26 protein-coding genes are annotated in these 25,674 nt (G+C 55.2%); 19 read left to right on the top strand and 7 right to left on the bottom strand.

Features of this window, described 5'->3' with window-relative positions; genetic code table 11:
• Positions 1–2 precede the first annotated feature (2 nt).
• Positions 3–1,442, top strand: a complete 1,440-nt coding sequence (gene pyk, locus V2P20_RS08680; RefSeq protein ID WP_194969242.1) for a pyruvate kinase — start codon at positions 3–5, stop codon at positions 1,440–1,442.
• 40 nt (positions 1,443–1,482) lie between these two features.
• On the opposite strand, the gene V2P20_RS08685 is transcribed toward pyk, so the two are convergent.
• Entirely contained in the window at positions 1,483–2,388 is a 906-nt protein-coding gene (locus tag V2P20_RS08685) for a LysR family transcriptional regulator (RefSeq protein ID WP_194969243.1), read from the bottom strand.
• 253 nt (positions 2,389–2,641) lie between these two features.
• Here V2P20_RS08685 and fbaA point away from each other — a divergent pair, with 253 nt between their 5' ends.
• Positions 2,642–3,721, top strand: coding sequence for a class II fructose-bisphosphate aldolase (gene fbaA, locus V2P20_RS08690; protein WP_331817810.1), 1,080 nt, complete (start codon positions 2,642–2,644; stop codon positions 3,719–3,721).
• Positions 3,722–3,849: 128 nt separating this feature from the next.
• On the opposite strand, the gene uvrD is transcribed toward fbaA, so the two are convergent.
• On the bottom strand, positions 3,850–6,015 hold the full coding sequence (uvrD, locus tag V2P20_RS08695) for a DNA helicase II (protein WP_331817811.1): 2,166 nt from the start codon (positions 6,013–6,015) through the stop codon (positions 3,850–3,852).
• A gap of 112 nt (positions 6,016–6,127) precedes the next feature.
• Here uvrD and V2P20_RS08700 point away from each other — a divergent pair, with 112 nt between their 5' ends.
• Complete coding sequence (locus V2P20_RS08700) at positions 6,128–6,373, top strand: DUF2892 domain-containing protein (RefSeq protein WP_331817812.1); 246 nt, start codon at positions 6,128–6,130, stop codon at positions 6,371–6,373.
• A gap of 256 nt (positions 6,374–6,629) precedes the next feature.
• Positions 6,630–7,934: a DUF3422 domain-containing protein gene (locus tag V2P20_RS08705; RefSeq protein ID WP_331817813.1), complete on the top strand. Its 1,305-nt coding sequence runs from the start codon at positions 6,630–6,632 to the stop codon at positions 7,932–7,934.
• On the opposite strand, the gene V2P20_RS08710 is transcribed toward V2P20_RS08705, so the two are convergent.
• Positions 7,931–8,368: an FxsA family protein gene (locus tag V2P20_RS08710; RefSeq protein ID WP_331817814.1), complete on the bottom strand. Its 438-nt coding sequence runs from the start codon at positions 8,366–8,368 to the stop codon at positions 7,931–7,933. The genes V2P20_RS08705 and V2P20_RS08710 overlap by 4 nt on opposite strands.
• Before the next feature lie 294 nt (positions 8,369–8,662).
• Between V2P20_RS08710 and cutA the strand changes: the two genes are divergently transcribed.
• The 15 genes from cutA to purD all read left to right on the top strand — a co-directional run bounded on the left by cutA (position 8,663) and on the right by purD (position 22,413).
• Complete coding sequence (gene cutA / locus V2P20_RS08715; RefSeq protein ID WP_331817815.1) at positions 8,663–8,968, top strand: divalent-cation tolerance protein CutA; 306 nt, start codon at positions 8,663–8,665, stop codon at positions 8,966–8,968.
• Positions 8,950–11,196 (top strand): protein-disulfide reductase DsbD, encoded by a 2,247-nt coding sequence (gene dsbD / locus V2P20_RS08720; protein WP_331817816.1) that lies wholly within the window; start codon positions 8,950–8,952, stop codon positions 11,194–11,196. Before cutA ends, dsbD begins: the two co-directional genes overlap by 19 nt.
• Entirely contained in the window at positions 11,196–11,720 is a 525-nt protein-coding gene (locus V2P20_RS08725) for a TlpA disulfide reductase family protein (protein ID WP_331817817.1), read from the top strand. The genes dsbD and V2P20_RS08725 overlap by 1 nt, the downstream gene beginning before the upstream one ends.
• A 193-nt stretch (positions 11,721–11,913) precedes the next feature.
• Positions 11,914–12,360, top strand: a complete 447-nt coding sequence (aroQ, locus tag V2P20_RS08730; RefSeq protein WP_331817818.1) for a type II 3-dehydroquinate dehydratase — start codon at positions 11,914–11,916, stop codon at positions 12,358–12,360.
• Positions 12,361–12,364: 4 nt separating this feature from the next.
• Positions 12,365–12,805, top strand: a complete 441-nt coding sequence (gene accB, locus V2P20_RS08735; protein ID WP_331817819.1) for an acetyl-CoA carboxylase biotin carboxyl carrier protein — start codon at positions 12,365–12,367, stop codon at positions 12,803–12,805.
• Between the two features lie 20 nt (positions 12,806–12,825).
• On the top strand, positions 12,826–14,169 hold the full coding sequence (gene accC / locus V2P20_RS08740) for an acetyl-CoA carboxylase biotin carboxylase subunit (RefSeq protein ID WP_331817820.1): 1,344 nt from the start codon (positions 12,826–12,828) through the stop codon (positions 14,167–14,169).
• 67 nt (positions 14,170–14,236) lie between these two features.
• Positions 14,237–15,115, top strand: coding sequence for a 50S ribosomal protein L11 methyltransferase (gene prmA, locus V2P20_RS08745; RefSeq protein ID WP_331817821.1), 879 nt, complete (start codon positions 14,237–14,239; stop codon positions 15,113–15,115).
• Positions 15,116–15,120: 5 nt separating this feature from the next.
• Positions 15,121–15,777: a zinc-ribbon and DUF3426 domain-containing protein gene (locus V2P20_RS08750; protein WP_331817822.1), complete on the top strand. Its 657-nt coding sequence runs from the start codon at positions 15,121–15,123 to the stop codon at positions 15,775–15,777.
• Between the two features lie 3 nt (positions 15,778–15,780).
• On the top strand, positions 15,781–16,974 hold the full coding sequence (locus V2P20_RS08755) for a class I SAM-dependent rRNA methyltransferase (protein ID WP_331817823.1): 1,194 nt from the start codon (positions 15,781–15,783) through the stop codon (positions 16,972–16,974).
• A 17-nt stretch (positions 16,975–16,991) separates the two neighbouring features.
• Positions 16,992–17,192: a metal-binding protein gene (locus V2P20_RS08760; protein WP_331817824.1), complete on the top strand. Its 201-nt coding sequence runs from the start codon at positions 16,992–16,994 to the stop codon at positions 17,190–17,192.
• Positions 17,189–17,785 carry a hypothetical protein gene (locus tag V2P20_RS08765; RefSeq protein ID WP_331817825.1) on the top strand — a complete coding sequence of 199 codons (597 nt, stop codon included), beginning with the start codon at positions 17,189–17,191 and terminating at the stop codon, positions 17,783–17,785. Before V2P20_RS08760 ends, V2P20_RS08765 begins: the two co-directional genes overlap by 4 nt.
• Positions 17,786–18,164: 379 nt before the next feature.
• Complete coding sequence (dusB, locus tag V2P20_RS08770; protein WP_331817826.1) at positions 18,165–19,148, top strand: tRNA dihydrouridine synthase DusB; 984 nt, start codon at positions 18,165–18,167, stop codon at positions 19,146–19,148.
• A gap of 1 nt (position 19,149) precedes the next feature.
• The gene (locus V2P20_RS08775; protein WP_331817827.1) at positions 19,150–19,434 is read left to right on the top strand and encodes a helix-turn-helix domain-containing protein; all 285 of its coding nucleotides are present in this window, start codon (positions 19,150–19,152) and stop codon (positions 19,432–19,434) included.
• A 57-nt stretch (positions 19,435–19,491) separates the two neighbouring features.
• Complete coding sequence (gene purH, locus V2P20_RS08780) at positions 19,492–21,051, top strand: bifunctional phosphoribosylaminoimidazolecarboxamide formyltransferase/IMP cyclohydrolase (RefSeq protein ID WP_331817828.1); 1,560 nt, start codon at positions 19,492–19,494, stop codon at positions 21,049–21,051.
• Positions 21,052–21,138: 87 nt separating this feature from the next.
• Positions 21,139–22,413, top strand: coding sequence for a phosphoribosylamine--glycine ligase (gene purD, locus V2P20_RS08785; protein ID WP_331817829.1), 1,275 nt, complete (start codon positions 21,139–21,141; stop codon positions 22,411–22,413).
• Positions 22,414–22,563: 150 nt separating this feature from the next.
• On the opposite strand, the gene V2P20_RS08790 is transcribed toward purD, so the two are convergent.
• From V2P20_RS08790 to V2P20_RS08805, 4 genes are read right to left on the bottom strand one after another with little or no spacing between them, the layout of a single operon-like run.
• Complete coding sequence (locus V2P20_RS08790; RefSeq protein WP_331817830.1) at positions 22,564–23,190, bottom strand: alpha-ketoglutarate-dependent dioxygenase AlkB; 627 nt, start codon at positions 23,188–23,190, stop codon at positions 22,564–22,566.
• 3 nt (positions 23,191–23,193) lie between these two features.
• On the bottom strand, positions 23,194–24,492 hold the full coding sequence (locus tag V2P20_RS08795) for a M18 family aminopeptidase (protein ID WP_331817831.1): 1,299 nt from the start codon (positions 24,490–24,492) through the stop codon (positions 23,194–23,196).
• On the bottom strand, positions 24,489–24,884 hold the full coding sequence (gene msrB, locus V2P20_RS08800) for a peptide-methionine (R)-S-oxide reductase MsrB (protein ID WP_194969266.1): 396 nt from the start codon (positions 24,882–24,884) through the stop codon (positions 24,489–24,491). Before msrB ends, V2P20_RS08795 begins: the two co-directional genes overlap by 4 nt.
• Positions 24,877–25,395: an O-acetyl-ADP-ribose deacetylase gene (locus V2P20_RS08805; protein WP_331817832.1), complete on the bottom strand. Its 519-nt coding sequence runs from the start codon at positions 25,393–25,395 to the stop codon at positions 24,877–24,879. The genes msrB and V2P20_RS08805 overlap by 8 nt, the downstream gene beginning before the upstream one ends.
• Positions 25,396–25,674 lie beyond the last annotated feature (279 nt).

Consider the following 25,674-nt stretch of genomic DNA (forward strand, 5'->3'; position numbering starts at 1 on the left):
AAATGCTGAGACGAACCAAGATTTTAGCCACACTGGGGCCTGCAACCGATCAACCCGGCGTTCTGGAAGGCTTGTTTCATGCCGGCGTCGATGTCGTGCGCCTGAACTTCTCGCACGGCTCGGCTCAGGATCATATCAACCGGGCCAATGCCGTACGCGAACTCAGCCAGAGAACCGGCAGGCTCGTAGGCATTCTGGCTGATCTTCAGGGCCCGAAAATCCGCATCGCCCGCTTTAAAAACCGCAGCGTATTCCTGAATGAAGGCCAGAATTTCGCGCTGGACATCAATCTGGATGAAAATGAGGGCGATCATGCCCAGGTCGGCATTACCTATGAACCGCTGGCCCGGGAAGTCAAGCCCGGCAGCCGGCTGCTGCTCGATGACGGGCGTATTGTGCTGGATGTGGTCAACGTCGAAAACATGCGCGTCAACTGCACCGTGGTCGTCGGCGGCGTGCTGTCCAACAACAAGGGCATCAACCTGCAGGGCGGCGGGCTTTCGGCGGCGGCCTTGACGGATAAGGACAAGGAAGACATCAAAACGATTGCCGAGATAGGTGCCGACTATGTCGCCATCTCGTTCCCGCGCTCGGCCGATGACCTGCACGAAGCTCGCCGCTTGTTGCGCGAAGCCGGCAGCGAAGCCGGCATCGTGGCCAAGGTCGAACGCGCCGAAGCACTGAAGGGAGTCGATGCCATCATTCTGGCTTCCGATGCCATCATGGTGGCCCGCGGCGACCTCGGCGTCGAAATAGGCGATGCCAATTTGCCCGCCGTGCAGAAGCACATGATCAAACGCACAAGGGAACTGAACCGCGTCGCGATTACGGCCACTCAAATGATGGAGTCGATGATAGAAAATCCGATCCCGACGCGCGCCGAGGTCTTCGACGTGGCCAACGCCGTTTATGACGGCACCGATGCGATCATGCTGTCGGCCGAAACCGCCTCCGGAAAATATCCGGTCAAAGCCGTCGAGGCGATGCATCGCATCTGCATAGAGGCGGAGAAACAGCCCGTCGTCCGTGTCTCCGATCACCGGGTCAATATCCAGTTTGAGCGCGTCGATGAAGCGATCGCCATGTCCGCCATGTATATGGCCAATCATACCAAGATCTCCGGCATCGCCGCCTTGACAGAATCCGGCTCTACGGCATTGTGGATGTCCAGGATCAGCTCGGGCATTCCTATTTTCGCCTTCAGCGGCTACCAGAAAACCCTGGGCCGGGTAACGCTGTACCGTGGGGTTTTTCCGGTTTATTTCACGCATGAAGCGCAGGATCATGCCGAGGTAAACCGCAAAATCGTCGATCAATTGAGAAAATACCTGAACGTCAAGGATGGCGACAAGTTCATCATTACCAAAGGCGATCTGACCGGCGTGCAAGGCGGTACCAACGCCTTGAAAGTGGTTACGGTCGGACAGGGCCTGGTCCCGTAAAATAGCTTTGTGCCCGGAAGGTCCGGGCACAAATACGGCCTTAAGGAAGCCTTACAAAACGGAACTTTTCCTGGCGCACGAAATTTTCAAAGGCCGTGCCGACGGCCGACAGCCGCTTGCCTTCGCGGCGCACCATGTACCAGGTTCTGACCAGCGGAAAGAACTGCACGTCCAGAATGATCAACCGCCCTGCCCTGACTTCGCTGTCAATCGTATGCTGAGACACAACGCCCAACCCCAGCCCTTCCTCTACGCCGAGCTTGATGGCGCCATTATTGTTCAGCTCCATATTGGCCGAAATCTTCATGCCGTTTTCGGCAAAGAACCGCTCCGTTGAGGTTCGGGTGCCTGAACCTTGTTCGCGCATCAGAAAAGTTTCGTTTCTCAACTCGGCCAGCGAAATGCCTTTTTTATCTTTTAAATGGTGATTGGGCGGCGCAATCACGACCAGCGGATTTTCCAGCAAAGGCTCGGACACCAGATCCAGCCCTTCCGGCGGCTTGCCCATCAGCACGATATCCGTTTCATTATTTTCCAGCAGCTGAATCAGGCCCTTATGGTTGGTCACTTTCAGATTGACGTTGACCTTCGGATACTGCTTGCAGAAACCGGCCAGCAGGCGGATCGCAAAATACTGTACCGTACTGGCGACAGAAACCAGCAGGCGGCCGCCTTCTGAGCCCTTGATTTCATCCAGAATCAGATCGGCTTCGGACATCTTGGCGATGATATCCTTGCTCAGGCGATACATCTCCTCGCCGGCTTCGGTCAAATAGATCTTGCGCCCCAGCCGCTCGAACAAGGCCAGCCCAGCCGCATCTTCGAACTGTTTGATTTGCATCGATACCGCCGGCTGCGTCAGGAAAAGCTCCTCCGCCGCACGCGTGAAGCTCAAATGCCGAGCCACCATTTCAAACACTTTCAGTTGCCTAAGCGTTACGTTCACAAACTACTCCTAAACCTTATGCATTTAGCCGAATTTTCTCGCTTTTCATTATAATACCCCAGCTTTAACGCTTAATGATCTTAATCTCCATATTTTTTCTGAGGAAATCCCCATTCGAATAACTGCAGAATCATTTGTAAGCCGGACAATATTTTGTTTATATACATTTCAGCAGAACCGTAAGCTTAAATGGCTCCATCATCCTCACGCATCAGCGTAGGAATACAACAACAATCCAAACCAGGATCAAGATATGTCACAGAAAATTTTAGACGTAGTGAAACCCGGCGTTGTAACCGGCGCCGATGTCCAGAAGATCTTCGCGATCGCCAAGGAAAACAACTTCGCGCTGCCGGCTGTCAACGTCATCAGCACAGATTCGATCAATGCGGTGCTGGAAGCGGCGGCGCAGGCCAAATCAGCCGTCATCATCCAGTTCTCGAACGGCGGCGCCCAGTTCGTGGCCGGCAAGGGCCTCAAGCTGGAAGGCCAGCAATCCCACATTCTGGGTGCGATTTCCGGCGCCCAACATGTGCATACGGTCGCCGAATACTACGGCGTGCCGGTCATTCTGCATACCGACCATGCCGCCAAGAAACTGCTGCCGTGGATCGACGGCCTGCTCGATGCCGGCGAAAAGCATTTTGCCGAAACCGGCAAGCCGCTGTTCAGCTCCCATATGCTGGACCTGTCCGAAGAAAGCCTGAAAGAAAACATCGAAATCAGCGCCCGCTACCTGACCCGCATGGCCAAGATGGGCATGACGCTCGAAATCGAACTGGGCTGCACCGGCGGCGAGGAAGACGGCGTCGACAACACCGACATGGATCATTCGGCGCTGTACACGCAGCCTGAAGATGTGGCCTATGCCTATGAAGAGCTGATCAAAATCAGCCCGAATTTTACCATCGCAGCCTCGTTCGGCAACGTGCACGGCGTTTACAAGCCCGGCAACGTCAAACTGACGCCGAAAATTCTGGCTAACTCGCAAAAATACGTCTCGGAAAAATTCAGCGTGCCGCACAACAGCTTGAACTTCGTGTTCCACGGCGGTTCAGGCTCATCCGCTGAAGAAATCAGGGAATCGATCAGCTACGGCGTGATCAAGATGAACATCGACACGGATACGCAATGGGCTTACTGGAGCGGCGTCCGGGAATTCTACCGCAGCAACGAGGGCTATCTGCAAGGCCAGATCGGCAATCCCGACGGCGACGACAAGCCCAACAAGAAATACTACGACCCGCGCGTCTGGATCCGCGCTGCCCAGCTCAGCATGGCGGCGCGCCTGCAGCAGGCTTTCCAGGAATTGAACTCTATCAATTCTCTATAATGCTTAAACCGTAGAAGCGACTCGATTGGGTCGCTCCTACGGAAGCCTGCAACATCGTAGGGTACACACTGCGTACCTTTTTAAATTCGTACAAACGGGCAGATTTTGGAAGGTATGCGTTGCATACCCTACAAAGCCTCCAGCTTGGCGTAAGCCAGCATCAGCCATTTGATGCCGACCGCCCTGAAATTGATCTGCACGCGCTCATGCGCGCCCTCGCCTTCCATTTGCAGCACCACGCCTTCGCCGAATTTCTCATGGCTGACGCGCTGTCCCAGTTTGTATCTGCCTTCCATGATCGGCGCCGACACTTTGGGCTGCACGGCCGTTACGGGACGGCTGACATTGGCGCGCATTCGGACTTCCTGAATGAATTCGGGCGGAATCTCGCGCAGAAAACGCGACGGCCTCGGGTACGATTCACGGCCGTATAAACGCCGCGATTCGGCATAAGTCAGATAAAGCTGCTTCATGGCGCGCGTCATGCCCACATAGCAAAGCCGGCGTTCCTCTTCCAGGCGACCGGCATCGTCGACCGACTGCAGGGATGGAAACAATCCTTCCTCCATGCCGACCAAAAATACTAATTTGAACTCCAGCCCTTTGGCCGAATGCAGCGTCATCAGCTGCACGCAGTCTTCGAAATCATCGGCCTGCATTTCGCCGGCTTCCAGCGCCGCATGCGCCAGGAACATATCCAGTTCGCCGAGGTTTTCCTCATTGCCGGCATCGAAATCGAACAGGCGCGCCGCGTTGACCAGCTCCTCGAGGTTTTCGACCTTTTCTTCACCTTTGTCGGCCTTATCGTTCTGATACAGCATGATCAGGCCGCTTTTTTCAATCACCAGCTTGACTTTCTCAAACAGCTCCAGGCCCTCGCCCTGCGCCGCCATCTGTTCGATCAACTGCATGAATCCGGCCAGGGCATTTGCAGCGCGCGCGGACAGCCGCCCCGGTCTGAGCATTTCCTCGGCCGCGGCCCACAGGGAAATGCGCTGATTGCGCGCGAGACTGCGCAGATCGTCCAGCGTTTTAGGGCCTATGCCGCGCGTCGGCGTGTTGATGACACGCTCGAACGACGCATCGTCATGCCGGTTCGAGGTCAGGCGCAGATAGGCCAGCGCGTTCTTGATTTCGGCCCGGTCGAAGAACCGCAAGCCGCCATAGACGCGGTACGGCGTGCCGGTTGCCATCAGGCGCTCCTCAAACTGGCGGGATTGGGCGTTGGAACGGTAAAGGATGGCTACATCGCTGCGCGCACCGCCCTCATTGATCCAGGCTCTGATGCGTTCGACGACGAAATAAGCCTCGTCCTGTTCATTGAAGGCCGCGTACAGCGAGATCAGGTCGCCGTCACCGGTATCGGTCCACAGTTCCTTGCCCATGCGGCCGTCGTTATTGGCGATGACCTTATTGGCCGCTTTCAGGATATGGCCGGTCGAGCGGTAATTCTGCTCCAGCTTGATGACCTGGTGATTCGGGTGATGCTTCTGGAAATTGTAGATATTCTCGATCTTGGCGCCGCGCCAGCCGTAGATGGACTGGTCGTCGTCGCCGACCACGAACAGGTTGTCCTTATCCTGCGTCAGCAATCTCAGCCAGGCATACTGAATCGTGTTGGTATCCTGAAACTCGTCGACATGCACCTGCCTGAAACGTTGCTGGTAGAACTCCAGCACGTCCTGATTGTCGCGCAACAGCTCATGCGCGCGCAGCAGCAGTTCGGCAAAGTCTACCAGGCCGGAGCGCTCGCAGATCTCCTCGTAGGCGCGGTAGATGATCAGCATCTGGCGCTGATACAGGTCGCCGGTCTCGAGAATGTGCCGCGCCCTGATGCCTTCGTCTTTCTGCGCGTTGATATACCACTGTATCTGCTTCGGCGGCCATTTCTTCTCGTCGAGATTCAATGTCGCCAAAAGGCGCTTGATGAGCCTTAACTGATCGGACGAATCCATGACCTGAAACGTCTCCGGCAGTCTGGCCTGCTGCGCGTGCCTTCTTAACAGCCGGTGCGCAAGACCGTGAAAAGTACCTATCCACATGCTGTGCGTCGATATGCCCAATAAGTCTTCGATACGGCCGCGCATCTCCCGGGCGGCTTTGTTCGTGAACGTGACGGCCAGAATGCTGTGCGGCGACAGGCCTTCGACCTGAATCTGCCAGGCGATGCGGTGCACCAGAACCCGGGTCTTGCCGCTGCCGGCGCCAGCCAGCACCAGCATGGATTGGGATGGCGCCGAAACAGCCTGGCGCTGGGCATCATTTAGAGGATCTATAATTCTGGTAATATCCATGTGTTATCGCTTGCACATTTTTTGGAGCTGTGTATATTGTTTGGGATTTCGTCAGACGGGCAAAACCATTGCCTTGTTACAAATAATTACTATCACAAAGAAGGTTTTCAAGATGAGCTTCGATTATAAACGCATGATTAAGTTTGAATATAATATTGGCGACAAGGAAAAAAACTACCGCATGGCGGCCGGCGCCGTATTACTTTTCATCTCAATTTTCACGGCCAAAATCATTTTATTGGTCCTGGGCCTGGTGCTGGTTGGCACCGGCTACTCAGGCTGGTGCCCTGTCTATTCAGGCTTTCATAGAAATACCCGCGATACCGGCAGCAACACCCCCGACGCTGCAGCCGGCTGATTCATTCGCCTGACTACAAGGACGTAGTTACCAATGCTGGTGCTCTGATCACAACCATCAGCCATAGTTCAAAAACAAACGCAGTAATCATGCCATTATGACCGCCAAATCTATCGCGGTCTATAGGGTTATCCGGTTATTTCCGGCCCACCGGCCGTGGAGCGGCCGGGGATATCTCTAAAACCCATCAAAAAGCCAACGCCCGCTCTATGTCCTGCTATCGTATGGGCAGTATTCGATGAGAGGGTAGAATCAAGTGGCGACTTTATTCCCTATTCCTGAAAATCATCCTCAACGCTTCATCCTGCATAACGAAGTCCATGCCCGGGCCTCCCTGGTTCTGGATCTGCCGGTCAGGGCCAGTCATCTGGCGCTGCTATTATCCACTGCCGAGAAAATACAGGAACGCCAGCACCTGGCTATGCTGTGCGAGCGTTTTGGCGTCACGCCGCCGAAACAGGATGCCGACCATTTCAGCGCGGCGTTCGACACGTTCCAGATTCGCTGGGGGCAGCACGGTGAATTCAGCACCTATACGTTTTATGTGCAGGACAGCCCCGAGGATCCGTTTTCAGAACCGGCCTTGACGAAAGTGCCGGTCGACTGGCTGGCCCTGCTGCCCGGCAAAGTTATGGTGGCGGCGCATGCAGCCATCATAATCAAACCAAACGAAGAGGCCTATCAGGAACCCGACCTGCATATTGTGGCCTCATACTTTGACGGCAATCCTGTAGTCGGCTCCGAAGTCACGGGAGGTGCCGCTTTCGCGTTTACCGACTTTCGCATCCATGTGGACGGCTTCAGCCGTTTCCTGATCATCGATAACTATCTCAGAACCGAACAGGCCGGCCGCCTGCTGCAACGGTTGTTTGAAATTGAAGTGTATCGCGTGATGGCCTTATTGGCGTTTCCGATAGCGCGCCGGCTTGCGCCGGAGTTGAAGAAAGCCGACCGGCAGCTGTACACGATCACAAACGCCATGGCGCAGCCGGACAGCAATGACGCGGAACTGCTGGATGAACTGACGCACTTGGCGGCCGAAGTCGAAAACCACATATCGAGCAGCCACTTCCGGTTCGGCGCGGCCAATGCCTATTATCAGCTTGTGGAACAGCGCCTCGATGATTTGCGCGAAATCAGAATCCAGGGCATCCAGACCCTGGGCGAATTCATAAGACGGCGCATGGAGCCGGCCATCAAGACCTGCCAGTCGACCGCGAACCGCTTTACGTCAATATCGGAAAGGGTCAGCAATGCCGGGCAACTGCTGCGTACGCGCGTGGACATCATGATTGAGCGACAGAACCAGGATTTGCTGGCTTCGATGGATTTGCGCGCGAAAATGCAGTTGCGCCTGCAGGAGACGGTCGAGGGCATTTCCGTCGTCGCCATTACCTATTACAGCGCCGGCCTGGTCGGCCTCATCGCTAAAGCTGTTTATGCCGCAGGCTGGCCGATCAATCCCGAGCTTACTGTCGGTTTGTCCCTGCCGTTCATCATGGTCGCCGTTATCTTGGCTATCAGGCGCATCCATAGAATGATCAAGACCACGACTACTTAGTCTTCCTTGTGATATTCACCCTCCAGCGCGTCTTTCTCGGCAGGTCTGGCCGGCTGAAAAGGCCCGCCGGCCTGGATCAGATGATTTTCAATCACATATTGGGCTATTTTCCGGCGCAGCTGTGGAATCAGGCAGGCAAAGCCCATGATATCGGTGATAAAGCCCGGCGTCAGCAATAAGGCGCCGCCGACCAGCAGTATCGGGCCTTCGACCATCTCATAGGCCGGAAGCGTGCCTTGCGCCAGACTGGCCTGAAACCGTTGCAGTGTCGCCAGGCCCTGCTGCTTCAGCAGCCAGGCCCCCAATACGGCCGTCAGCACCACAAGAAAAATGGTAGGAACAGCACCGATGATGCCGCCCACCTGCAGCAGCAGATAAATTTCTACAAATGGAACGACCACTAAAAACAGCAATGCAATTTGGAAAACTTTCATCTAAACACTCTTGAAATACAATCATTGACCTTACAATATAAGGGCAATGCCGCTTAATTTCTAGGATAATCTCGACATGCCGTCAATCAATGCGCCGTTCGCCGGTCGACGAAGGACAGCCCGTATGCACCGGCTCCTTCTGATGATAATTTCGATGGCTAAAAGCAGGGCTGACTTTATGGCGGCAAAAATCCTCTTGATAGGTTCCACGTATACAATACATACTTTAATTATTAGACCAATATCCCGACTTCAGTAGCGTCACTCGCCGATATGCCGACTTGCCATCAAATAATGCTCTGCACGTGCCCTGACAAAGACACGGCCGAAAAAATCGCCCGCCTGCTGGTAATGGACCAGCTAGCCGCTTGCGTGAACATTTTGCCCGGCATTTTGTCTGTTTATACCTGGCAGGGACAGGTTGAGTCAGCGCAGGAACATCTGCTGCTGATTAAGTCGCGCAAGGATCATTATCTATCGCTGGAAAAGGCGATACGCGACAACCATCCCTATGAAATCCCCGAAATCATAGCCGTCCCTGTCGAAGCCGGTTTACCTGAATACCTGAATTGGATTGACTCATGCCTATCTTCAAGCTAATTTTTTTCTGCTTTTTATCGCTGGCCAACCTGCCCGTTCTGGCGCTGGGGAATGACGAGCTTTTGCCGCCCGAGCAGGCCTTCAAGCTATCAGGCAAGGCAACCTCTGCCGATCAGGTTGAAGTTTCGTGGGAGATCGCAGAAGGTTACTACCTGTACCGCGACAAGATGCGTTTCGAATCCAAGACCGAAGCCATCCAGACAGCCGCGCCAACCTTGCCGGGCGGCGAAACCAAACATGATGAGTTTTTCGGCGAGATGGTAATTTATCGACACGCCGTGAACATCCCGGTGCCCTTGACCGTATCCAACGGCGCCACATCCCTTCAACTGCAGGTGCAATATCAGGGCTGCTCGGATAAGGGCGTTTGCTATCCGCCGCAGAAATCCATACTGGACATCGAATTGCCCGCGGCAGCGCCCGCAGTTCAGGCCAATCCGATGCAGCAGCTGGTCAAGAGCAACCCCAACATCGCACGGAACCTGTTTCAGGATGAATTACTGCCGCCCGAGCAGGCCTTCCAGTTTCTGGCTTCGGTCAAAGATGCCCAGACACTGCGCGTCGATTGGCGGATCGCGGACGGCTATTACCTTTACCGCGAAAAAATCCAGCTTGAACTGATCGACGCAGCCGGCGCCCAGCTGGGCGCTTATGATATCCCCAGGGGCATGCCTGAGTACGATGAGGCTTTCGGCCAGGTGGAAATATTCCATAACGAACTCGGCTTTGACCTGCCCCTGATCCGCTCAAACCCGTCGGCGCATGGCATTACCCTGCGGGCGAAGTTTCAAGGATGCGCAGACCGCGGCGTTTGCTATCCGCCCATGAATCAGGAAATCAGCCTTGACCTGCCCGTAGCGCTGCAAGATGCCGCCCTCGTCAAGAGCGCTCCGCCGGCCAATTACTCCGCTGCGGCGCCTGTGCTTTCCGAACAGGATCGCATCGTGCAATCGCTGCGCCGGGATACCTTGTCGATGACGCTGCTGAGTTTTTTCGGCTTCGGCCTGCTGCTGGCGTTCACACCCTGCGTGTTCCCGATGATTCCGATACTGTCGGGCATTATCGTGGGTCACGGCCACCGCATCACGACGACGCGGGCGTTCCTGCTGTCGCTCAGCTACGTTATCGCCTCGGCCGCGACGTATACGGTATTCGGCGTCCTGGCGGCGCTGTTCGGCAGCAATTTGCAAGCGACCTTCCAGCAGCCGTGGATCATTGCTTTGTTCAGCGCCGTGTTCGTACTGCTGTCCTTGTCAATGTTCGACTTTTACCACCTTGAACTGCCGAAATCTCTACAGGTCAAGCTGCACAACTCCAGCGAGCGGCACCGCGACGGCTCACTCTGGGGCGCGGCCATCATGGGCTCGCTGTCGTCGCTGGTCGTAGGTCCCTGCGTGGCCGCGCCGTTAGCCGGCGCCTTGATCTATATCGGCCAGACCGGCGACGCCGTGCTGGGCGGCAGCGCCTTGTTCACCATGGGCCTGGGCATGGGCATGCCGTTGCTGCTGCTGGGCGCCTCGGCCGGCAAGCTGCTGCCGAAAGCCGGCGCCTGGCTGAATTCCACGAAAGCCGTATTCGGCGTCATCATGCTGGCTGTTGCGGTCTGGATGCTGGGGCGCATTTTGCCGGCGCCGATCACCATGCTGCTCTGGGCCATGCTCCTGATCATCCCGGCCATTTATCTGAGCGCCATCGATCCGCTGCCCGAACAGGCCAGCGGCTGGCGCAAGCTATGGAAGGGAATCGGCCTGATCATGCTCTCCTATGGCGTGCTGGTTCTGATAGGTTTCAGCATCGGCAACACCAATCCACTGCAACCGTTGCACGGCCTGGGCATGAACACATTGCAAGCGGCTAGCCAGGAGGGCATTGCCTTTGAACGCGTGGCCTCGGTCACGGAATTGGAAGCCAGAATCCGGCAGGCCCAGGCCACCAATCAACCGGTCATGCTGGATTTTTACGCCGACTGGTGCACCTCGTGCAAGGAAATGGAGGCTTACACCTTCACCGATTCGAAGGTGAAACAGGCGCTGGCCAATTTTGTGCTGCTGCAGGCCGATGTCACCCAAAACTCGGAAGACGACAAGGCGCTGCTGGCGAAATTCAACCTGATAGGCCCGCCCGGCGTGCTTTTTTTCGGCGCTGACGGTCAGGAACACGCTTCACTGCGCATCATCGGTTATCAGGATGCCGAGACTTTTCTTAAGACACTGACACGGATTAAATAATGAGACCCGTCTTTATAATCATCATTGCCGCCCTGGTTGCCTTGGGCGGCGGCATCATCGCCCGGCATTTTCTATCGTCGCCCACCGTCCAGCCCAGTCAGACCGCATCGCCTGCGCCCGATTTCAGCTTTCCCGATGTGTCTGGCAAAATCCATCATAGCGCCGAGTGGCAAGGCAAGATCCGGATCATCAATTTCTGGGCGACCTGGTGCCCGCCCTGTATCGAGGAAATCCCGGAATTCATCAGGATGCAGAAACAATACGGCGATAAAGGCGTGCAGTTTGTCGGCATCGCCATAGAAGAGCGCGAACCGGTCGCCGAATACCTCAAATCGATCGCCATCAACTACCCGATATTGATTGGCGGCATTGACGCCACCGCCCTGTCACAGCAAATGGGCAACGTCATCAGCGCGGTTCCGTTCACGGTAGTCGTCAATCGGGAAGGCCAGATTATTCATCAGCAGCCCGGGCCGTTTTCCAACGAACAGATGCTGAAAATTATTGCGCCGTTAATAAATTAAAGCGTACAACCGATGCCGGTTTCCAGCATCCGTTTTCAGAATAAAAATAGCCGATCATGAAAGTAATGGCGGCAAAATCTACGCTTTTTGTCGCTAATTGTTACGAAAAATAGAATACCTAGACAAACCCCTGCAAATTGGGCAAAATTAGCGGTTCTTAATGCCCTTTTAACCTGACTGAAACAATACTTTAATGGCGAACATCACCGTATTAAATGGCCCCAATTTGAACTTATTGGGCGTACGAGAACCCGGCCATTACGGTAACAAAACGCTCGCCGACATCCGGAATTCGCTTGAACAGGCGGCGGCCGGCCTGGGGCATCAACTTAGCTTTCATCAAAACAATGCCGAACATGAAATCGTGGAATTGATTCATCAAGCCTATGCAACCCACGTCGATTTCATCATTATCAATCCGGCAGCCTTTACGCATACCAGCGTCGCCATTCGCGATGCGCTGCTGGCGACCAAGATCCCGTTTATAGAAGTGCATCTATCCAATGTTCATGCACGGGAACCTTTTAGAAGACATTCCTATTTCTCAGATATTGCCGAGGGCGTGATCTGTGGATTGGGAGCAACTGGGTACGAACTGGCCTTAACAGCCGCTCATCAAATACTAGCCGAGAGACTATAAAGTAATGGATATTAGAAAAATAAAAAAACTTATCGAGATCATTGAGGAATCCGAAATTGCTGAACTGGAAATCAAAGAAGGGGAAGAATGGATTCGCATCAACCGCTACGCCTCCGCGCCTGCGCCGGTAGCGTATGCCGCGCCTGCCGTTGCAGCCGCACCGGCGCCGGCTGCAGTTCCCGCCGCGGCGCCGGCTGAAGAAAAAGTTACCGGCCATGTGGTCAAATCGCCTATGGTCGGCACCTTTTATCGCGCCGCCTCGCCCGGTTCAAAGCCTTTTACCGATGTCGGCCAGTCCGTACAGATCGGCGATACGCTCTGCATCATTGAGGCGATGAAAATCCTGAACCAGATCGAAGCTGATAAAAGCGGCACCGTCACAAAAATCCTGGTTGAAAACGCCCAACCTGTCGAATATGGCCAACCTTTATTCATCATTGAATAACACAAAAAAGTGGGAAACTCATGTTCGATAAAATAGTGATCGCCAATCGCGGCGAAATCGCACTGCGCATTCTACGCGCGTGCAGAGAATTAGGCGTTAAGGTGGTAGCCGTCCATTCCGAGGCGGACCGCAATTTAAAGCACGTGCGTCTGGCCGATGAATCTGTCTGCATCGGCCCTGCCGCTTCCGTGGACAGCTACTTGAATATCCCGGCCATCATCAGCGCCGCCGAAGTGACCGATGCCGAAGCCATCCATCCGGGCTACGGTTTTCTGGCCGAAAATGCCGATTTTTCCGAAAAAGTAAAACAGAGCGGCTTTGTCTTTATCGGCCCCAACGCCGATACCATCCGCCTGATGGGCGACAAGATTTCCGCCAAGAAAGCCATGCTGAAAGCCGGCATTCCATGCGTGCCCGGCAATGGCGACCCGCTGACCGATGATCCCAAAAAGAATCTGAAGCTGGCCCAGGAAATCGGCTACCCGGTCATCATCAAGGCGGCCGGCGGCGGCGGCGGCCGCGGCATGCGCACCGTGCATACCGAAGCGGCCCTGTTGAACGCGATCGCCATGACCAAAGCCGAAGCTGCGACCGCCTTCGGCAATTCAACCGTGTACATGGAAAAATTTCTCGAAGACCCGCGCCACATCGAGTTCCAGGTCATGGCCGACTCGCACGGCAATGCCATTCACCTGGGCGAGCGCGACTGCTCCATGCAGCGCCGCCACCAGAAAGTCGTTGAAGAAGCGCCAGCCCCCGGCATTACCGAGGAACAGCGCAAATTCATCGGCGAGCGCTGCGCGAAAGCCTGCGTCGATATCGGCTACCTGGGCGCCGGCACCTTCGAGTTCCTGTATGAGAAAGGCGAGTTTTATTTCATCGAAATGAACACGCGCGTGCAGGTCGAACATCCGGTCACCGAAATGGTCACGGGCTTCGATATCGTCAAGGAACAACTGCGCATCGCGGCCGGTGAAAAACTGTCGATCACGCAGGATCAGGTCAAGCTCCAAGGGCATGCCATCGAGTGCCGCTTGAATGCCGAAGACCCGAAATCCTTCATGCCCAGCCCCGGCACGATAGAGCAGTTCCACATGCCGGGCGGCCCCGGCATCCGGTGTGAAACGCACATTTACAACGGTTATAAAGTGCCGCCGTATTATGACTCCATGATCGGCAAGCTGATCGCGCACGGCGAAGACCGCAAAAGCGCCATCGCACGCATGAATACGGCTTTAAGCGAAATCATCATTGAAGGCATCAAGACCAATATTCCGCTGCAGCACGACATCATGAATGACAGCGCTTTCCAGACCGGCGGCCAGAATATCCATTATCTGGAAAAGAAGCTGGGCCTTTATTAAGTCCGGCTAAATGACAGGGCGGCCAGCCGCCCTGTGTTTTTTTCTCGTTACACAAGTCCGATTTTTTATGGCCTGGCATCAAATCTCCGTTATCACAAGCGAAAACACCGCCCCCCAGCTTGCCGACTTCTTCAGCGATCTCGGCGCAGTTTCTGTCACCTACATGGATGCCGAAGACGAGCCGGTTTACGAACCGGGGATCGGGGAAACGAAAATATGGAGCAATACCCAAGTCATTGCGCTCTATGAACTCGACGCCGATCCGGCATTGATCAAAGATTTGGTCTACAAGCAATTTCCACAGGAACAGCTCCGCGCCTGGCATGTTGAAGAGATCGAAGATCAACCCTGGGAACGCGCCTGGATGGATTATTATCATCCGATGAAATTCGCCGATAAGCTCTGGGTTTGTCCGACCGGCCAGGAACAGCACGAACCCGGCACAGTCTGCCTGACGCTGGACCCCGGTCTGGCCTTCGGCACCGGCACGCATCCGACGACGGCCTTATGCCTGGAATGGCTGGCCAGCCATGATTTGGCCGGCAAAACCGTCATCGATTACGGCTGCGGCTCCGGCATACTGGCCGTTGCTGCAATCCTGCTCGGCGCCAGCGAAGCGCATGCCGTCGACATCGATCCGCAGGCTATCACGGCAACCCAGGACAACGCCTTGAAAAACAAGGTCCAGAATCATATCCACAGCTATCTGCCCGAACAGTTTGCGCCTTTTCAGGCCGATGTCGTTCTGGCCAATATTCTGGCTAAACCGCTCATCGACATGGCCGGCCAGATAGCCGGCCTGGTCAGGCCGGGCGGGCAGCTGGTCCTGTCGGGCATTCTGCACGAACAGGCCGAGTCAGTCATGCAGGCGTATCAGCCTTATATCGACTTCGATCCTCCCATACAACAGGAGGACTGGATCCGGTTGCAAGGCATCAAATATTGAAAGCCATGTACACCGTATGCCCTGACTGCCAAAAAGTCCATGCACTGACTCTGGAGCAGCTGCGCAGCGACCGGGGCGTGATGCGCTGCACTAATTGCTCGAGCCTGTTTGATGTACTGGAATTTATCAGCGAGTCAAAGCCAACCGGTATTGCCAAGGGAGAGAAACCGCCGCAACCTCTGCCCTGGGAGCCGGCAAAAACGGCAGGGCGTGCTTATTGGCATGCCGGCCTGATCGCAAGCCTGTTGCTGCTGGCTGCGCAAATCGTGTACTTTGAAGGCTATGCCTTCAGCCAGAATCCGGCCTACCGCCCCAATCTGGAGAAAATCTGCGCAAACCTGGGCTGCCGGCTGCCTGTTTATAAAAACCTCGACGACTTCAGCGTGCTGCAGGGCTCGTTTGCGCTGCAGCCTGACCACAATTACGCCTTCTATGCCGTCATTACCAATCAGGCAGAATATCCGCAGGCATATCCGGCTATCAAACTGACGCTGTTGGATTATAATGAAAAACCTTTCGCGCACAGGGTTTTTTATCCTCAGGATTATTTGCCCGCAGCCAATGGCACAGCGGTTATTGCCCCTGATGCGACGACGGAAATCAGTCTTACCATCGCCGCGCCTGCAACCAAAGTCGGCGGTTATACGTTCAAACTCATATAAGTTATGTCGCACCCGGAAATTTATTTAAAGAAAAACGAAGACAAACGCCTGCGTAAAGGGCATTTATGGGTTTTCAGCAATGAAATCGACACTAGGCGCTCGCCGCTCGAGCAGTTCTCGCCGGGTGATCTGGTGCTGGTCAAAAGCGAGGACGGCAAGACGCTGGGCACGGCCTATATCAATCCGCAGGCGCTGATCTGCGCGCGTCTGTTGTCCAGAAAAGCCATCAAATGCGGCGCCAATTTCTTTAAAGAACGCTTGACTACGGCGTTGGCTCTGCGTGAAAAACTTTTCGACAAACCCTACTACCGGCTGGTTTTCGGCGAAAGCGACGGCCTGCCCGGTTTAGTAATCGACCGATTCGGCGCTGTTCTGTCGGTCCAGATCACCACAGCCGGCATCGAGCGGCGCAAAGAATTTTTGTTTTCGGCGCTGATTGAACTGCTGAACCCTGAAGCGATTGTCCTGAAAAACGACAACAGCCAGCGGCAACTGGAAGGGCTGAGCCTGGAATCGGAAATCGCCTACGGCAAGCTGCCTGAGCGGCTGATCATCGAGGAAAACGGCGCGCAGTTTAAAGTCGATATTCTGGACGGCCAGAAAACCGGCTGGTTTTACGACCACCGCTGCAGCCGCGCCCTGCTGGCCGGCATGGCAAAAAGCCGGCGCGTGCTGGATCTGTTTTCCTATACCGGCGCCTGGGGCGTTCCGGCCGCCATGGCCGGCGCCAATGAGGTCACCTGCGTTGACGCTTCGGAAGGCGCGCTGGCGCTGGCCCAGGAAAACGCCCGGCTCAATCAGGTCGATGAGCGCATGCAATTCGTCCGCAGCGATGTGTTTGAATTCCTGAAACAGGCCCGCCAGGACAACCAGCTTTACGACATCGTCGTGCTGGACCCGCCGGCCCTGATCAAGCGCAAAAAAGACTTCAAGCAAGGCTATGAAGCCTACCGCCGACTGAATCACCTGGCCCTGCAGGTATTGAGCAAAAACGGCATCCTGGTCTCGGCCTCCTGCTCACACCATCTGAGCCGCGACAATCTGCAGGAGATTCTGCGCTCATCGGGCCGCCATATCGATCGCCACCTGGTCTTTATTGCCGGCGGCGGCCAAGGGCCGGATCATCCGATCGATCCGGCCGCGTCGGAAACGGAGTATTTAAAAACATTCTTTTGTTCGGTATCCTCCAGTTTGTAATGACTGAGGCCTTAGGTATGAGCCATCCAGAAGCTAAAGAATATTGCACCCTTTGCGATCAACCGGTAGAAATTCCGGGCTATATACTGAATACGGCAACAGGCAGACTGCGCTTTTGCTGCGCGGGCTGCCTGAGCCTTTACCAGCTCGTCAATAAAGAAAAACCTACAACAACAACTACCACCCAGCTTAATAATAAAGAGGATATAAAAAAATGAAAGCTTGTGAATCCTGTGCCGGCCGTGTTGAAATCGGCAAGAATCATAGAAAAGTCCCCGTTCTGCAGCGCGGCATCGGCATGATTTTAATCTATCTGCCTATTTTGACTTTTCCGTTTGTCTTTATCAGCGCTTATCTGACTTACTATCATTTGCGCATGGTCGGCGGTAAAAACATCAAAACCTATTCCGACTTCATTCCTGATCGCGCCAGCCACCGCTACGACCTGAAAAGCCAGATCACGATGAACCCCACTTTTAAAACCAGCATGGCGCAATCCAAACTGTTCTGGATTCTGAACTGCACTTGGTACTGCCCTTACAGCGTGGCGCTGTTCGAATGGCATGCCTATATGGTCAAGATCGTCGAGAACTGGTGGTGTCCGTTCACCCATGAGAAAAAAGAAGGTTATAAAAACGCCATGATCGATAAATCATTCTGGCATTTATATCCGGAAGATACGTGCAAACTCGAAAAAGAAGACCGCGACAACCCGATCTGGAATGATGAGGCCGATTTAAAGCCCAAAGACGTGCCCTCGAAGGAAAAAGAAAAACACGAAGATCCGGTCTTGGACGAAGCGGCCAATTAATTCCGTCATTACCCCGGATATTTCATAAAACCACAGAGAACACGAAGCACACGAAGAAAAGCAAGGTACTGTCATTTTCTTAATTCATTCGGAAATAGGGGTACACATTTGAATTTCAAATCCTTCGTGATCTTCGTGGCCTCGGCAATTGCTCCTGCATTGCTCTACCTCCTGCATCCCTGCAGTCGTTCGTGGTGAAATATTCAGGTTAAGTAAGTTTTTACCCAAAAGGGCCCGAAGCCTAGGTTTTCTTCGGGCCCTTTCCATAAAATCTGCTTCCCGACCATGAGTTTTTGTTAAAAAAGCTCATAGACATGCTCACCTAATCGCTTTTTTAGGTTATGATAGGCGCCCTTTTTTCGTACATGTAACACCCCTCATGCAAATCGGCCCTTATCAACTTGCCAACAAATTGATACTCGCACCCATGGCCGGCGTCAGTGATCGTCCGTTCAGGGAGTTATGCCGCCAGCACGGCACCGCACTGACCGTATCGGAAATGGTCCCCTCAAACCCGGCGTTAAGACTGCATAAAAGGACCCTGCTGAAAACCGACCATAGCGGCGATACGGGCCTGCGCGCGGTGCAAATTTTGGGCACCGATCCCAGGCAAATGGCCGAGGCCGCAAAAATCAACGTCGAACGCGGCGCCCAGATCATTGACATCAACATGGGCTGCCCGGCCAAAAAAGTCTGTTCGGTGGCGGCAGGCTCGGCGCTGCTGCGCGATGAAGCGCTGGTCAAACGAATCCTGGAAGCCGTCGTCAGCGCGGTCGAAGTGCCGGTCACGCTGAAAATCCGCACAGGTTGGGATATATTCAACCGCAATGCGGTCGAAATCGGGAAAATAGCGGAAAACGCCGGCGTTTCAGCTTTAACCGTGCACGGGCGAACCCGGGCCTGTAAATTCAACGGCCAGGCCGAATATGAAACCATCAAACAAGTTAAGCAATCGGTCGGCATTCCGGTCATCGCCAACGGCGATATCGATACGCCCGAAAAGGCCGCGTTCGTGCTGCATTCAACCGGCGCCGACGGCCTGATGATCGGCCGGGCCGCTCAAGGCAACCCGTGGTTGTTCAGCCAGATCAATTATTTTCTTGATCATGGAAAAAATCTTGAAAAACCGACAGTTGCCGATATACAAAGCACAATGCTGAGTCATCTGGAACAACTGTACGGCTTCTACGGAAATGCAAGCGGTGTTAGAATAGCGCGGAAACACATCGGTTGGTACTTCAAGCAGCTCGGAACGGTGCATCCGTCCATACAAGACAAGATCAATCAAGCTCAAGTGCCATCGCAACAATTAGCGCTGATTAATTCGGCTTTTAATCTTTTAACTATCGATCATGCTGCATAATATGAAAGCATCTCAAAAAAGCGCTGAAATTATTGATTTGGATAGCTCAAAAAACGCCTCTATCCCTTTATCCGCCTACGTCAAAAAAACGGTAGAGGTTTATTTGTCGCAATTAAACGGCCATGACGCAGTCGGCCTGCACGCGATGGTCATCAGCGAAGTCGAACGGCCTTTACTGGAAGCGGCGCTCGAGCATGCCGGCTACAACCAGACCAAAGCCGCCAAGGCCCTGGGCCTAAGCCGCAGCACCTTGCGCAAAAAACTGGACCAATACGGACTATCCTAAGGCCGCGCTGCCCGGCTAACCTCATTTATCTAATCTACTCTTGCATCAGAGGTCTGCATGAACAAAAAAATCACCCGCGCTTTAGTCAGCGTTTCGGATAAAGCCGGCATCGTCGATTTTTGCCGGGAACTGAGCCAGTTGGGCATAGAAATCCTGTCCACCGGCGGCACGGCCAAAACCCTGGCCGACAACCAGATTCCCGCTACGGAAGTCTCCGATTACACAGGCTTTCCGGAAATGATGGACGGCCGCGTCAAAACCCTGCACCCGAAGGTGCATGGCGGCATCTTGGGCCGCCGCGGCGTGGACGATGCGGTCATGGCCGAGAACGGCATCAAGCCGATCGACATGGTGGTCGTCAACCTGTATCCGTTCGAGCAAACCATCGCCAGACCGGACTGCGATTTTGAAACCGCGATCGAAAACATCGATATCGGCGGCCCGACCATGATCCGCGCGGCCGCCAAGAATCATGCCGACGTTGCGGTCGTCGTCAATCCGGCCGATTATGCCGGCATCCTTGCCGAACTGAAAAACAGCGGCAGCAGCCTGTCGGCCAAAACCCGCTTCAATTTGGCGCTAAAAAGCTTCGAACATACCGCCCGCTACGACACGGCCATCTCAGCCTATCTAGGCAACCTGAACGGCGAGCGCTTTCCGGACACGCTGAACCTGCAGTTTTACAAAAGCCAGTCCATGCGCTACGGCGAAAACCCGCATCAGCAGGCCGCTTTCTACCGCGAGAAAGCGCCGGCCTCGGGCACCATCGCCGCAGCGAGACAACTGCAGGGCAAGGAACTGTCCTACAACAACATTGCCGATGCCGATGCCGCGCTCGAATGCGTCAAGTCATTCACCGACAAACCCGCCTGCGTAATCGTCAAGCATGCCAACCCCTGCGGCGTCGCCGAAGCCGACACATTGTTGGCCGCCTATGAACTGGCCTACGCCACCGACCCGACCTCGGCTTTTGGCGGCATTATCGCGTTTAACCGCGAACTCGATAAACAGACCGCCGCTGAAATCATCGGCCGCCAGTTCGTCGAAGTCATCATCGCGCCATCCATCGGCGCCGATGCCCAGACGGTACTGGCTGCGAAACAAAACGTGCGCGCCCTGGAATGCGGCAGCTGGACCCATGCAGATGAAGCCGCGCTGGATTTCAAGCGCGTGGCCGGCGGCCTCCTGGTTCAGGACAGAGACTCCGGCAAAATCACCGCCGCCGACCTGAAAGTCGTCAGCAAGCGTGCGCCGACGGAACAGGAACTGGCCGATTTGCTGTTCGCCTGGAAAGTCGCCAAATTCGTCAAATCCAACGCCATCGTCTACTGCAAGAACGGCCGCACGATCGGCGTCGGCGCAGGACAGATGAGCCGCGTCTATTCGGCCCGCATCGCCGGCATCAAAGCCGCTGACGAAGGGCTGGTCGTGTCCGGCTCGGTCATGGCCTCCGATGCCTTCTTCCCGTTCCGCGACACTGTCGATGCGGCCGCCGAAGCCGGCATCACCGCCATCATCCACCCGGGCGGCTCAATGCGCGACGGGGAAGTCATCGAGGCGGCCGATGAACACAACATTGCCATGGTTTTTACCGGCATGCGTCATTTCAGGCATTAATTAAGAGACATACGGTGGGGGCGGCTTCAGCCGCCCTTTAAAACACCGGCGACTGAAGTCGCCCCCACAAAACATACGAGAATCACCATGAAGATACTGATTGTCGGCAGCGGCGGCCGTGAACACGCGCTGGCCTGGAAAGCCAAACAGTCGACCAAAGTCGAGCAAGTTTTTGTCGCGCCGGGCAATGCCGGCACAGCACTGGAACCGGGCATTGAGAACATAGCGATCGCCGTCGACGATATTGCCGCCCTGCTTGATTTCGCCCAAAAAGAAGCGGTCGGGCTGACCATTATCGGACCTGAAGTGCCGCTCGTAGCCGGCATTGTGGACCGTTTTCAGGAAGCCGGCCTGAAATGCTTCGGCCCTACGGCCAAGGCTGCGCAACTGGAAGGCTCCAAATCGTTCTGTAAGGATTTCATGGCCCGTCACCGCATCCCGACGGCCGAATACCAGACTTTTACCGATAAGGCGCAGGCGCTGGCCTACATTCAGGAAAAAGGCGCGCCCATCGTGGTCAAGGCCGACGGTCTGGCCGCCGGCAAAGGCGTAATCGTTGCCCAGACGGTAGAGGAAGCGAATGCAGCCGTTGAAGACATGCTGTCCGGCAATGTCTTCGGCGAGGCCGGCCATCGCGTGGTTATCGAAGAATTTCTGGCCGGCGAGGAAGCCAGCTTCATCGTGATCGCCGACGGCAAGCACGCGCTACCGATGGCAACCTCTCAGGATCACAAGGCCCGCGACAACGGCGACAAAGGCCCCAATACCGGCGGCATGGGCGCTTATTCGCCTGCGCCGGTCGTAACGTCCGAGATTCATGCGCGCGTCATGCGCGAAGTTATCGAGCCGACCTTGAAAGGCATGACAGCCGATGGGCAGCCTTATACAGGCTTCCTGTATGCCGGCCTGATGATTGGCCATGACGGTTCCGTTAAAGTGCTGGAATATAACTGCCGCTTCGGCGATCCTGAAACGCAGCCTATCATGATGCGCCTGAAAAGCGACCTGGTGGAGCTGTGTGAAGCTGCATTGGCTGGGGAATTGAACAAAGTGGAGACGGACTGGGACGAGCGCGCGGCATTGGGCGTCGTGCTGGCGGCCGGCGGCTACCCCGATGCCTACCGCAAAGGCGACGTGATTTCGGGCCTGCCCGCTCAGGAAAGCGAAGACCGCAAGGTGTTCCATGCCGGCACGCAACAGGTTGATGGCAAGATCGTCACGGCCGGCGGCCGCGTATTGTGCGCCTGCGCCCTGGGCCGCGATATTCAGGAAGCGCAAAGCAAGGCTTATGAATTAACTCGCGGTATCGATTGGGATAACGTTTACTACCGTACCGATATTGGTTTCAAGGCAATAAAATAGCGTTATTTCGAAGTAGGGTACGCACTGCGTACCTTTTGGGCTTGAAAATGGTACGCGATGCGTACCCTACAAAGCTTGTGTAATGAGCCTGTGGGGGCGACTTTAGTCGCCCTTTTGCTACCTGGGCGACTAAAGTCGCCCCACATATTTTTAGACGATAATCCTGCGGAACGTCAGATTGATCCGCTCCTTCTTCACTTGCTTCGTTTTCGGCAGCGCATGCAGCCAGTAATGCTGCATCGCGCCCGCCATCAGCAGCAGGTCGCCGTGGCCCAGCATGATATCCAGCGAAGCCTCGCGCTTTTTCTTATGATGCAGTTTGAACAATCGCTCATCGCCCAAGCTTAACGAAGCAATGACCGGATTGGCCCCCAACTCCTTTTCATTATCGGCATGACAGCCCATCGAATCCCGGCCGTCGCGGTACAGATTGGCCAGAACGCTATTGAAGCGCAACCGACATTGCCGCTCCACTTTTTCCCTGATAACCTGCAGTTCGGCCGTCCAGGGCAACGGCGCATGGTCGACGCCCGAATAACGGTAATGCGCATCGGCATCGCCGTACCAGCACATTAGGCGCGGCACTTTGACCCACTTGCCGAAAATGAAGATGTCCTCTTCCTGCCAGGTCAATTTTTCCATCAATATAGTGAATAACCGATCGGACTCGGGCGGCCGGTAAAACTGCCGGATCAGATACAGCTCGCCGTCGAACGGCAGCAGATTGCCGCCGAAGCCGACAGCATTATCGCGCAATGCATCGGCTTCGGTATCCATCGCTCAGCTGTCGAGGAAAAAGCGCTTCATGACGCGGATCATGGCGTCATGGTCGAATACGCCGGCGCTCTCCCTGATGCTGTGCATGGCCCACATCGGATTGCCGACATCGACCGTGCGAATGCCCAGCCGCGCTGATGTCATAGGACCTATCGTGCTGCCGCAGGGCAGATCGGTCCGATGCGAATATTTCTGATACGGGACGCCGGCCTGCTCGCACCAGCCTGCGAACATCGCCTCCGAAACACTCTCGGTACTGTAGCGCTGATTGGCGTTGACCTTGATCACCGGCCCCTTGTTGACTATGACTTTATGGTCAGGTTCATAGGCGTTCGGGAAATTGGGCTGATAGGCATGCGCCATGTCGGCGCTGACCATGAAACTGCGTGCCAGCGCCCGCTGATAATCATCCCGGTCGGCGGCCGCGGCGATGCGTTGCAGCACATCGGGCAGGAAACTGCCGTCGGCGCCTTTGTGGCTTTCGCTGCCGATTTCCTCGTGATCGAAGAATGCGCAGACCAACGTGCTGTCGGCCTGCAACACAGCCTCATCAAGCAGGGCCGACAAACCGGCATGGCACGATGCCAGATTGTCGAGCTGGCTGTCGGCGTAAAACTCCTGCTGTGCGCCCCAGATTACGCCTTTCTGCGTATCGTAGACATTCAGGTCCCAGGACAGGATGCGCCCGGCTTCGATGTTTGCGGCCTGCGCCAGCAGCGACAGGAAAAACGGTTGCGGCAGCTGCTCCTGCGCGATGGCCGATAGGATCAGCGGCAACTCCAGCTGTTTGTGCAGCTTCAAGCCTTCCTCGTTGACACCGCGATTCATATGGATGGCCAGATTAGGCAGGCGCAGCAAGGCCTGATCGAATTTAACCAGCCGGCTTGCAATCCGGCCCTGATCGTCCTTATAGCCGATGCGGCCAGCCAGGCTCAAATCCCGATCGGTAAAAGTCGCCAATATCGGCCCGCCATAGACTTCGACGCCCAGCCTGACCAGACCATCGACCCAGCCGGCCGCATTGGGCTTGATCCGCAGGCCCGGCGAGTCGGTATGGGCGCCGATGATTTTAAAACCCGTCTCAACCAGCGGCTTTTGCCCGTGCACGAACGCGATGATGGACGAATCGCCGCGCACGACGTAATAGCGCCCGCCGGGCTTCAGCGCCCATTTTTCGGTTTCGTCAAGCTTCGAAAAGCCGGTTGCATCCAATCGGCCGACCATGCTATTGACAGCATGCCAGGGGCTGGGGCTGGCATCGATGAAATCCAGCAAGTCTTGAACCTGTATCTGAGCGCTCATGATCGTTCTTTCAAGTCTAATGCTGCGGAATTGATGCAGTAGCGCAGGCCGGTCGGCGGCGGGCCGTCTTCGAACACATGGCCCAGATGCGCATCGCAGGCTTTACAGGTTATTTCAACTCGGCGCATGCCGTGGCTGGAATCGGTATGGCGAGCCACGCTGTCTTCGGAGATGACATCCCAGAAGCTCGGCCAGCCCGAGCCTGAATTGTATTTGGTTTCGGAGTCGAACAGAGGATTGCCGCAGCACACGCAATGATAGATGCCGTCTTTCTTACAATCGGTATATTTACCGGTAAAAGGCGGCTCGGTGGCTTTATGACGGCAGATATTGAATTGTTCGGGCGTCAGTTTTTCACGCCATTGTTCTTCATTCATAATGTTGTCAGCCATGCATCAGTTGGTAAAACTGCTCATTGTACGCTTTCAAAACAGCATCGCCAAAGCAGACTAAATAGACTTTTTGCAGGTAGGGATTGGCTTTCAGGCATTCGTCGATGGTCCTGATCGCGATATGCGCCGCCTGAGAAATCGGAAACCCGTAAACGCCGCAGGAAATGGCCGGAAAGGCAATCGATTTAAGTTGATAGACCTTGGCCAGCGCCATGCATTCCCGGTAACAAGAGGCCAGCAGATCCGGCTCGTCGTGTCTGCCGTCGGACCAGATCGGCCCCACCGTATGGATCACATGGCGCGCGGGCAGGTTATAGCCCTTGGTGATTTTTGCCTGCCCCGTCTCACAGCCGCCCAAGGTTCTGCATTCGGCCAGCAATTCAGGTCCTGCCGCCCTGTGGATCGCGCCATCGACGCCGCCTCCGCCCAACAATGAGGGATTGGCCGCATTGACGATCGCGTCAACGTCCAGCTTTGTGATATCTGACTCAATAATCTCGATTTTTGCCATAATCGTGCCTTGTTTGCGTGATTAGAAGCCGATTTGTCCTGTTTAGGCCTATGATACAATGTCGAGTTTCAAAAATTTTAACGGAAGGACGGAACTTGCGTGCGCCCGATTTTCCATCAACTTAAAACCGACCCCAAAGGTCCGCGAATTGAACCCAAACAGGTTAAAGCATGGCACAAAACAACAATCCTAAGCCGTTAGGCATCACCGAAGTCGTCCTGCGCGACGCCCACCAATCGCTGCTGGCCACGCGCCTGCGCATCGACGACATGCTGCCGA

The sequence above is a fragment of the Methylobacter sp. Wu1 genome (genome assembly GCF_036553575.1).
GTDB lineage: Bacteria > Pseudomonadota > Gammaproteobacteria > Methylococcales > Methylomonadaceae > Methylobacter.

Excerpts from the sequence above, each read along its gene's own strand:
- pyk (WP_194969242.1), top strand. The coding sequence starts at position 3 with ATGCTGAGACGAACCAAGATTTTAGCCACACTGGGGCCTGCAACCGAT.
- fbaA (WP_331817810.1), top strand. The coding sequence starts at position 2,642 with ATGTCACAGAAAATTTTAGACGTAGTGAAACCCGGCGTTGTAACCGGC.
- uvrD (WP_331817811.1), bottom strand. The coding sequence starts at position 6,015 with ATGGATATTACCAGAATTATAGATCCTCTAAATGATGCCCAGCGCCAG.
- V2P20_RS08700 (WP_331817812.1), top strand. The coding sequence starts at position 6,128 with ATGAGCTTCGATTATAAACGCATGATTAAGTTTGAATATAATATTGGC.
- V2P20_RS08710 (WP_331817814.1), bottom strand. The coding sequence starts at position 8,368 with ATGAAAGTTTTCCAAATTGCATTGCTGTTTTTAGTGGTCGTTCCATTT.
- cutA (WP_331817815.1), top strand. The coding sequence starts at position 8,663 with ATGCTCTGCACGTGCCCTGACAAAGACACGGCCGAAAAAATCGCCCGC.
- dsbD (WP_331817816.1), top strand. The coding sequence starts at position 8,950 with ATGCCTATCTTCAAGCTAATTTTTTTCTGCTTTTTATCGCTGGCCAAC.
- V2P20_RS08725 (WP_331817817.1), top strand. The coding sequence starts at position 11,196 with ATGAGACCCGTCTTTATAATCATCATTGCCGCCCTGGTTGCCTTGGGC.
- aroQ (WP_331817818.1), top strand. The coding sequence starts at position 11,914 with ATGGCGAACATCACCGTATTAAATGGCCCCAATTTGAACTTATTGGGC.
- accB (WP_331817819.1), top strand. The coding sequence starts at position 12,365 with ATGGATATTAGAAAAATAAAAAAACTTATCGAGATCATTGAGGAATCC.
- accC (WP_331817820.1), top strand. The coding sequence starts at position 12,826 with ATGTTCGATAAAATAGTGATCGCCAATCGCGGCGAAATCGCACTGCGC.
- prmA (WP_331817821.1), top strand. The coding sequence starts at position 14,237 with ATGGCCTGGCATCAAATCTCCGTTATCACAAGCGAAAACACCGCCCCC.
- V2P20_RS08750 (WP_331817822.1), top strand. The coding sequence starts at position 15,121 with ATGTACACCGTATGCCCTGACTGCCAAAAAGTCCATGCACTGACTCTG.
- V2P20_RS08755 (WP_331817823.1), top strand. The coding sequence starts at position 15,781 with ATGTCGCACCCGGAAATTTATTTAAAGAAAAACGAAGACAAACGCCTG.
- V2P20_RS08760 (WP_331817824.1), top strand. The coding sequence starts at position 16,992 with ATGAGCCATCCAGAAGCTAAAGAATATTGCACCCTTTGCGATCAACCG.
- V2P20_RS08765 (WP_331817825.1), top strand. The coding sequence starts at position 17,189 with ATGAAAGCTTGTGAATCCTGTGCCGGCCGTGTTGAAATCGGCAAGAAT.
- dusB (WP_331817826.1), top strand. The coding sequence starts at position 18,165 with ATGCAAATCGGCCCTTATCAACTTGCCAACAAATTGATACTCGCACCC.
- V2P20_RS08775 (WP_331817827.1), top strand. The coding sequence starts at position 19,150 with ATGAAAGCATCTCAAAAAAGCGCTGAAATTATTGATTTGGATAGCTCA.
- purH (WP_331817828.1), top strand. The coding sequence starts at position 19,492 with ATGAACAAAAAAATCACCCGCGCTTTAGTCAGCGTTTCGGATAAAGCC.
- purD (WP_331817829.1), top strand. The coding sequence starts at position 21,139 with ATGAAGATACTGATTGTCGGCAGCGGCGGCCGTGAACACGCGCTGGCC.
- V2P20_RS08790 (WP_331817830.1), bottom strand. The coding sequence starts at position 23,190 with ATGGATACCGAAGCCGATGCATTGCGCGATAATGCTGTCGGCTTCGGC.
- V2P20_RS08795 (WP_331817831.1), bottom strand. The coding sequence starts at position 24,492 with ATGAGCGCTCAGATACAGGTTCAAGACTTGCTGGATTTCATCGATGCC.
- msrB (WP_194969266.1), bottom strand. The coding sequence starts at position 24,884 with ATGGCTGACAACATTATGAATGAAGAACAATGGCGTGAAAAACTGACG.
- V2P20_RS08805 (WP_331817832.1), bottom strand. The coding sequence starts at position 25,395 with ATGGCAAAAATCGAGATTATTGAGTCAGATATCACAAAGCTGGACGTT.